Annotated in this window: 8 protein-coding genes and 1 pseudogene; 2 read left to right on the top strand and 7 right to left on the bottom strand. The window is 39.5% G+C overall.

Features of this window, described 5'->3' with window-relative positions:
- Nucleotides 1-129: 129 nt before the first annotated feature.
- From BM086_RS20215 to BM086_RS20200, 4 genes are all read right to left on the bottom strand, one after another.
- Nucleotides 130-1209 carry a plasmid recombination protein gene (locus BM086_RS20215; RefSeq protein ID WP_092332261.1) on the bottom strand — a complete coding sequence of 360 codons (1080 nt, stop codon included), beginning with the start codon at nucleotides 1207-1209 and terminating at the stop codon, nucleotides 130-132.
- A 207-nt stretch (nucleotides 1210-1416) separates the two neighbouring features.
- Nucleotides 1417-1650 carry a complexin-2 gene (locus tag BM086_RS20210; RefSeq protein WP_079484355.1) on the bottom strand — a complete coding sequence of 78 codons (234 nt, stop codon included), beginning with the start codon at nucleotides 1648-1650 and terminating at the stop codon, nucleotides 1417-1419.
- Nucleotides 1651-1757: 107 nt separating this feature from the next.
- Nucleotides 1758-2732 carry an AAA family ATPase gene (locus tag BM086_RS20205; protein ID WP_015550818.1) on the bottom strand — a complete coding sequence of 325 codons (975 nt, stop codon included), beginning with the start codon at nucleotides 2730-2732 and terminating at the stop codon, nucleotides 1758-1760.
- A gap of 129 nt (nucleotides 2733-2861) precedes the next feature.
- A complete protein-coding gene (locus BM086_RS20200; RefSeq protein ID WP_013280038.1) occupies nucleotides 2862-3098 on the bottom strand; it encodes a hypothetical protein in 237 nt (78 codons plus the stop codon).
- A 159-nt stretch (nucleotides 3099-3257) separates the two neighbouring features.
- On the opposite strand from BM086_RS20200, the gene BM086_RS20195 reads away from it, so the two are divergent.
- Both BM086_RS20195 and BM086_RS20190 read left to right on the top strand, forming a co-directional pair.
- Complete coding sequence (locus BM086_RS20195) at nucleotides 3258-3785, top strand: helix-turn-helix domain-containing protein (protein ID WP_049973101.1); 528 nt, start codon at nucleotides 3258-3260, stop codon at nucleotides 3783-3785.
- A 54-nt stretch (nucleotides 3786-3839) separates the two neighbouring features.
- Nucleotides 3840-4892, top strand: coding sequence for a tyrosine-type recombinase/integrase (locus BM086_RS20190; RefSeq protein ID WP_024865247.1), 1053 nt, complete (start codon nucleotides 3840-3842; stop codon nucleotides 4890-4892).
- Between the two features lie 156 nt (nucleotides 4893-5048).
- Here BM086_RS20190 and rpsI read toward each other — a convergent pair whose 3' ends face one another.
- From rpsI to BM086_RS21195, 3 genes and pseudogenes are all read right to left on the bottom strand, one after another.
- Nucleotides 5049-5447, bottom strand: a complete 399-nt coding sequence (gene rpsI, locus BM086_RS20185) for a 30S ribosomal protein S9 (protein ID WP_092332257.1) — start codon at nucleotides 5445-5447, stop codon at nucleotides 5049-5051.
- A gap of 26 nt (nucleotides 5448-5473) precedes the next feature.
- Entirely contained in the window at nucleotides 5474-5902 is a 429-nt protein-coding gene (gene rplM, locus BM086_RS20180) for a 50S ribosomal protein L13 (RefSeq protein ID WP_092332254.1), read from the bottom strand.
- A 218-nt stretch (nucleotides 5903-6120) separates the two neighbouring features.
- Nucleotides 6121-6652, bottom strand: a pseudogene (locus BM086_RS21195) (SGNH/GDSL hydrolase family protein); the annotation flags it as partial.

Here is a 6652-nt window from a genome sequence, read left to right as displayed (position 1 = left end):
TTCAGAAATACTTAAATTTTTTCTTTGTAGCAACTGTTTATAATTATACCTATATCTACCATCCTGTTCAATATTATGTGCATAAAACAAGGGCGTTTTCACGCCCCTGCCTATTGCACTATCAGTTATTCATCTCTCAGGTCTTAGATTATTCCTATTAAGATTTGGACTTTGCTGCTCCTTCCTCTGATCAACTATCGCCTGGCTTTCTCTTAGCTTTTGCAAAATGCTTGTTTTAGCCTTTTCAGCTATCTCAGGCTTCTTGGTCTTGTCCCACCACTCCTTGAATGTTTTGAAGGCTTTTGAGACTATTTTCCCCAATGTAGTCTTGGGATTTTCAAGTGTTGCGTATCTCATGAATTCCTTCTTCATTTCCGAATTCACTACTGAGTCAACATATTGGTCGACCTTACTTTCGATATCCTGCTTCATTTCTTTAGCCGTATCATCCAAAGCTTCAATCTGTGTCTCCTTCTCCTGGCACTTATCTTCCAGCTTTTCATATTCTTGCTGCTTTAGCCTTAAGTAGAATTCTTTTGAGAAGTCGCTATTCCTTCCTTTTTCCTTTGGCTTTAAGGTTTCATCTCCAAAGATCTCCGGGTGGTCTTTCATCTGATGCTCTACAAAATCGTGCATTAGATCTTGTATTTTTTCTAGTCTCTCCTGATCAAACACTTTTGTTTTTGCCACCTGTTTGCTTAGTCCTCGTTTGTATCCTGTTGCTACCGGAACTCCTACTACGTGCATATGAGGTGAATCCTCATCCAAGTGAGTTACCGCCGATGCGATTTTGAATTCCGGAACTATCTCTTTTACATATTCAAGCTGTTCTCTCAAGAGTGGCTTCATTGCATTCCACTGCTCCCTCGTCTTATCCGCCCAGAATTCCTTATCCCCTACTTGGAGAATTACCTCTGTAGCCACATCATTCTTTTTACTTTCGGATACATACTCCAGATAGTCATGAATCTGTCTGTCACTTCTTTTACCTTTATTGTATTCCGAAAGTGCCTCAGAGAATTCCCTTTCATAAATCTCTTTTACATCATCGAGAATATTTACTTCACTCCCGAGTTCCACTTCGATCATTTCTTCGTTATACTCTTCACTTTGAAATAATCGAAGATTATGCTTGCTCACCGATACTACATCTCTTGTTTTGGTTAGCGAATGTTTCTTACATGAGATGTGAAATGTTACTGTTATCATAAACAAACTCCTTTCGTAAAATTTTTTTGCCGCCGGCAGGCCCCTCGGAGAGCCCCCGGATAATGATGTGTAATGTCATTATCCATAGGGGGTTACCCATAACGACACGTTATGGGGAAGCTCGCTCCGCTCGCCTGCCAAACCATTCATTCCTTTGCTGATTATTACCGGAGCGTGTCACGCTCCCGTTCAAACCATCAAGGGAAATCACCATCTAAAATCCCTGTGCATTCCCACCATATCGAGGTAGTCCTGACGAGCTTTTTCTTTCTCCTCTTCAGTGGGTGCTGTCTTGAACTTTGAATAGATTTCATGCCTTGCTAGTTTTTCCATCTTGTCTTCAAGTTCTTTTTTGATCAGATTAGTATCTTCGTCAAACTCAAAGACCAGTAATCGTACCAGCCTTATAAATAATTCTTGTGATATCTGTACGTTTTTCATTCGTCCCTTTCTTCTAGTCCGCAACAATGCAGTGTCTTTATCTTTTTACAACCTTGCAATCTTAAGAGTGTAACTTCAGATACCTTACATTGTTGCGGTCTTGATTATCATTCGTTCTCTTTCAATATCCAGTACCAGGTATTGTTGATTCTCCTGGCTTTTATCCCAAGTTCATTTTTGGCTATCTCCAGAGTTCTTTTTGATATATCCTCTTCTTTAGCCAGTTCTACTGCCTCGTTACTTGGGATCATATTATGGTCTTCAGCCAATTCTCTCAGAAGAGCTATCGCCTTTTCCTGCTTATTCGCTTTCGGTGCAATTCCTCCGAGAACTTCGTCTGCGGTTATTTCATAATCTCCAATCCACTCGAATCCCTTTTCTGATAATCTGAAAGCCTTTGAATGTCCAAATGCTGCTAAGTTGTTCTTTATTTGGACTATTGCCCTTAGTTCCGGTTCTCCTTCTATCCTTCCTACCAGCAGGACACTTCTTGCTACTGCGTAGAAGTCAATTGATCCCATCCCTCTATAGGCTGCCTTGTTTCCGGAAGCCTTGTTCATGTGTCCGATTAGGATGATTGCACATTTGTACTTCTCCGCCAGAGCTCCCAGCTTCTTAGTCATATCTCTTGCTTCGTTAGCTCTATTCATATCCATTCCGCCTCCGAGATATGCCTGTAGTGGATCCAGAATCAAGAGTTTTGCTCCAGTCCTTATGATTGCCTGTTCAACTCTCTCATCTACCATTGATAGCGATTTATCACTCTCATCTATCACATGGATTTTGGAGCAGTCAGCCCCGGCACCTTCAAGTCTTGGCTTTACTGTATCAGCCAGTCCGTCTTCTGCTGTCTGATATATGATGTTTATTGGTTCCTCACTCTGCAGACCTGTATCTAACGAAATTCCTTTTGATAACTTCGCTGCTGCATTTAGTACAAAAGTTGTTTTTCCATCTCCGGGATCTCCCTGAATGATGGTAAGCTTTCCATATGGTATAAACGGATACCATAGCCAGGAAACTTCTTCAGCTTCTACATCTGACATCTGGATAAGCTTTAATTCTGGTTTGCTTGTTTCCATTTTGATTCCTCCAATCTTACTTTTTTGTTGAACTTGGCCGGAACCCTTGCTATACTTTATTTAATCGAATTTACAAAAGCTCCGGCTTTTCATTCACTCTCTTGTTACCAGCAAGAGAGTTTTTTCATTTTAGACTGCTTCTGGACTAAAGTATCCAATCTCTTCCCATACCTTTCTGTCTGGACAATAGTAGTTGTATTCACTGGAATTCTCTTTCTTCATGGCATATCCAAATTTGAATATCCCCTGCTGGATTCCAATTCTTACGAACTGTGCATCCTTGTGCATTGCCTCGGCAACCTCAGTTATAGGAACATTTCTACCGGTAAATCTTGGTAGTTCTACATATAACTTTTTGTCTTCCATACTTTTCACCTCCCTTCTTTCAAAATACGAATTATCAGTTCGTATTTTGATAATACGTCTTAGTAATTCATTTGTCAACACAAAATATGTATTTGTAATTCGTATTACGTTCTTGCAATTCGTATTACTACATGTTACAATTCACACAAGGAGGTCAGTATGATGAATAATAGATCTGATATTGGAAATAGAATTAAGCAGGCCCGCAAAGCTCAGCACCTCAGTCAGACTGAACTGGCTAACAGGCTAGGCAAAACTATGCGTACCGTACAGAAATATGAAAGCGGTGAAATAGAACCTTCAATAGGTATACTGAATGAGATCGCAAATATTCTTAATATCTCCCCAGCAGAACTAATTGGATATCAGAAGAAGAACATCACTTTAGATACTCTCTCAGATGTCCTCTATGTTCTAAACGAATTAAATAAAAAAGCAGGTCTTCACTTCAATATAGACGTAAATCGCCCACCAAAAACTGAAGAGTGGAGCTGTAGCCTTAAATTCATGGGAAACGATGAGATAGCAGAAAACAACGCAGATCTCTGCCTTTTTCTGGAAAGATACGCAGATGAACGAGAAAGCCTTGAACAAGGCCTATCAAATGAAGATAGATTTAATCACTGGTTTGAAACAGAACTTGCATACTACGCAAATGTAGCATTGCCCGATAAGAAAGGTGATTAAGGGACTATCCCCTTTTTCATAAATTACCTGAGCATCAAAGGAGGTCGATAATACTTGAAATTACCAAACGGATATGGAAGTGTTATGAAAATGTCCGGGAAACGCAGAAAGCCCTATATGGTAAGAGTAACCACCGGATGGACCATTGATCCGGAAAAAGGTACCAAAAAGCAGACGTACAATGTCATAGGATATGCTGAAACCAAGCAGGAAGGATTGCAAATGCTATCAGATTATCATCAGAATCCATTTGATACAAAAGCAGCCAAAATGACATTCACAGACGTATATAATGCCTGGTCTGAAGCAAAGTATCCTACCATCTCTAAATCCAATGTGCATGGGTATACAGCCTCATATAACGTATGTGGCACCCTTTACAACAAAACTTTTAGAGATATAAGGCTGGCAGAGCTTCAGAATGTCATTGATACCTGCGGAAAAAATTATCCTACACTTCGTAAGATCAAAGTCCTTTTCAATCAGCTTTACGATTACGCTCTTAAGAACGATATCTGTAACAAGGACTATTCCGAATTTGTAGATATCCTCAAGTATAAGGATAAAAATCCAAACAAGGTTGAGAGAGATATCTTTTCAAAAGCTGAGATTGACAGGTTATGGGAACTCAAGGATGATCCGTTCTACCAGACAGTACTGATGCTGATTTACAACGGCTGTAGAATATCTGAACTACTGGATTTGGAAAAGAAAAATGTTCATCTTGAAGAACAGTATTTCGATGTGATACTAAGTAAGACTGAAAATGGTATCAGAAAGGTTCCTATAGCAGATAAGGTTCTACCATTCTACAAAGCCTGGTATGAATCCTCTGACTGTGAATACCTTCTTCACACAGATGACAACAAAAAATTCACCTACAGGAACTATAAAGACAGCTACTGGACACCACTAATAGAAAACCTTGGTATGGAGCACAATCCTCATGATACTAGGCACACCTGCATATCAATGCTGGCGGAAGCTCATGTGGATCCTACAATGATCAAGAAAATCGTAGGACACTCCGGAGCAATGTCTCTGACAGAGAAAGTGTACACACACCTTGATATTCAGTCTCTGGTAGAAGCAATAAATAAAATCTAAGACTTGATAATTTTGCTGTCTACCTGCTGTTTACTCGCTGCTTACGGTACAAAATTTTCTGCGTTTCACCACAACTGAATACAATTGTAGATAAAAGAAAAACCCCAGAAACACTGAGTTTCTGAGGTTTGTAAATTCTTTTTGAATCTCGAAAGATTATCTCTTTGAGAACTGAGGTGCACGACGAGCTTTCTTTAAGCCGTACTTCTTTCTTTCCTTCATACGAGGATCTCTTGTAAGGTATCCAGCCTTCTTAAGTACAGGTCTGTACTCATCTGAATCAGCCTGAAGAAGAGCTCTTGAAATACCATGTCTGATAGCACCAGCCTGACCTGTTGTGCCGCCGCCTCTTACTGTTACAACTACGTCAAACTTATCTGTTGTAGATGTAGCAACGAGTGGCTGTCTAACGATAACCTTAAGTGTTTCAAGTCCGAAATAGTCATCGATAGATCTCTTGTTGATTGTAATATTTCCATTTCCGGATACAAGGTATACTCTAGCGATTGATTTCTTTCTTCTACCTGTTCCGTAGTAATTAGCTGACTTTGCCATTTTATGATCTCCTTTCAACTACCCGATTAAAATGTTAAAACTTCAGGCTTCTGAGCTGCATGTGGGTGCTCAGCTCCTGCGTATACATGGAGTTTTGTGTACATTTCTCTGCCAAGGGATCCCTTAGGAAGCATTCCCTTTACAGCGTGCTCGATAACTCTCTCGGGCTTGTCCTGGAGCATCTGACGAAGTGAGAATTCCTTGTGATGTCCAACATAATCTGTGTGATGCCAATACATTTTCTGATCAAGCTTCTTACCAGAAACCTTAATCTTCTCAGCATTGATTACGATTACGTAATCTCCTGTGTCAATGTTAGGTGTATAGATTGGCTTGTTCTTTCCTCTAAGTACGTTTGCAACGTTAGAAGCGAGACGACCAAGTGTCATATCTGTAGCATCAACTACATACCACTTCTTCTCAACTGTAGTTGCACTAGGCATATAAGTATTCATTGTGTTTCCTCCAGTAAATAATTGCTTAATTGTTCCCTGTGAAAACCCTTCACCTGATTTCCACTTTTATACGATGTACATATTGAAGCTTACCGGGACAACAATATGACATTAACAGTATAATGGCTTACGCCAGAATGTGCAAGCGGATAAACCGTCACACAGTAAAATATTATATGATTAATCCATTAATTTTGTCAACTATATTTTCATTTATTTCAGGCAACGACACCAAAGCCAAGAATAGTAAATCTCTTATTTTCCATGCCTTCAGCCATCTTTATTTCTATTGAATGTGACTCTGTCTTTTCATTATTAAATATAATTACTGCATTGCAATGAGTCCAGCCTACTTTTAGTGGATCTGCTTCCATGACAAGCTTTCCATCCACAAAGACCTGAGCAGTGCCAAATGCCGGATTTCCTGAATCTTTGAAAAGAAGAAGCAACTTACTGCATGTTATATTCATCTTAAAGCTTCCAACACCGGTTGACTTCTCGCTGTGATACCAGTTATACGGAAATTCAGGAACAGGAACAATCTCTTTATCCATCTCTACCATCTGAAGTTCCTTATCTATTCCGTCAAAAGAACCTGTCTCAACTCCGGATATACGATATTTGCTTTTCATTTTTATCATATCACGGGCATCTATCAGTTCAACATTTTCAAAGTCTTTTCCAATAACAGGCAAAATGCTCTCAATTGGCTTTTCTTCAGATGAAATGTCACTTATATGTCCATTCACT

The sequence above is a fragment of the Butyrivibrio sp. YAB3001 genome (assembly GCF_900112195.1).
GTDB lineage: Bacteria > Bacillota > Clostridia > Lachnospirales > Lachnospiraceae > Butyrivibrio.
This window is presented reverse-complemented; position numbering and strand designations above follow the sequence as displayed.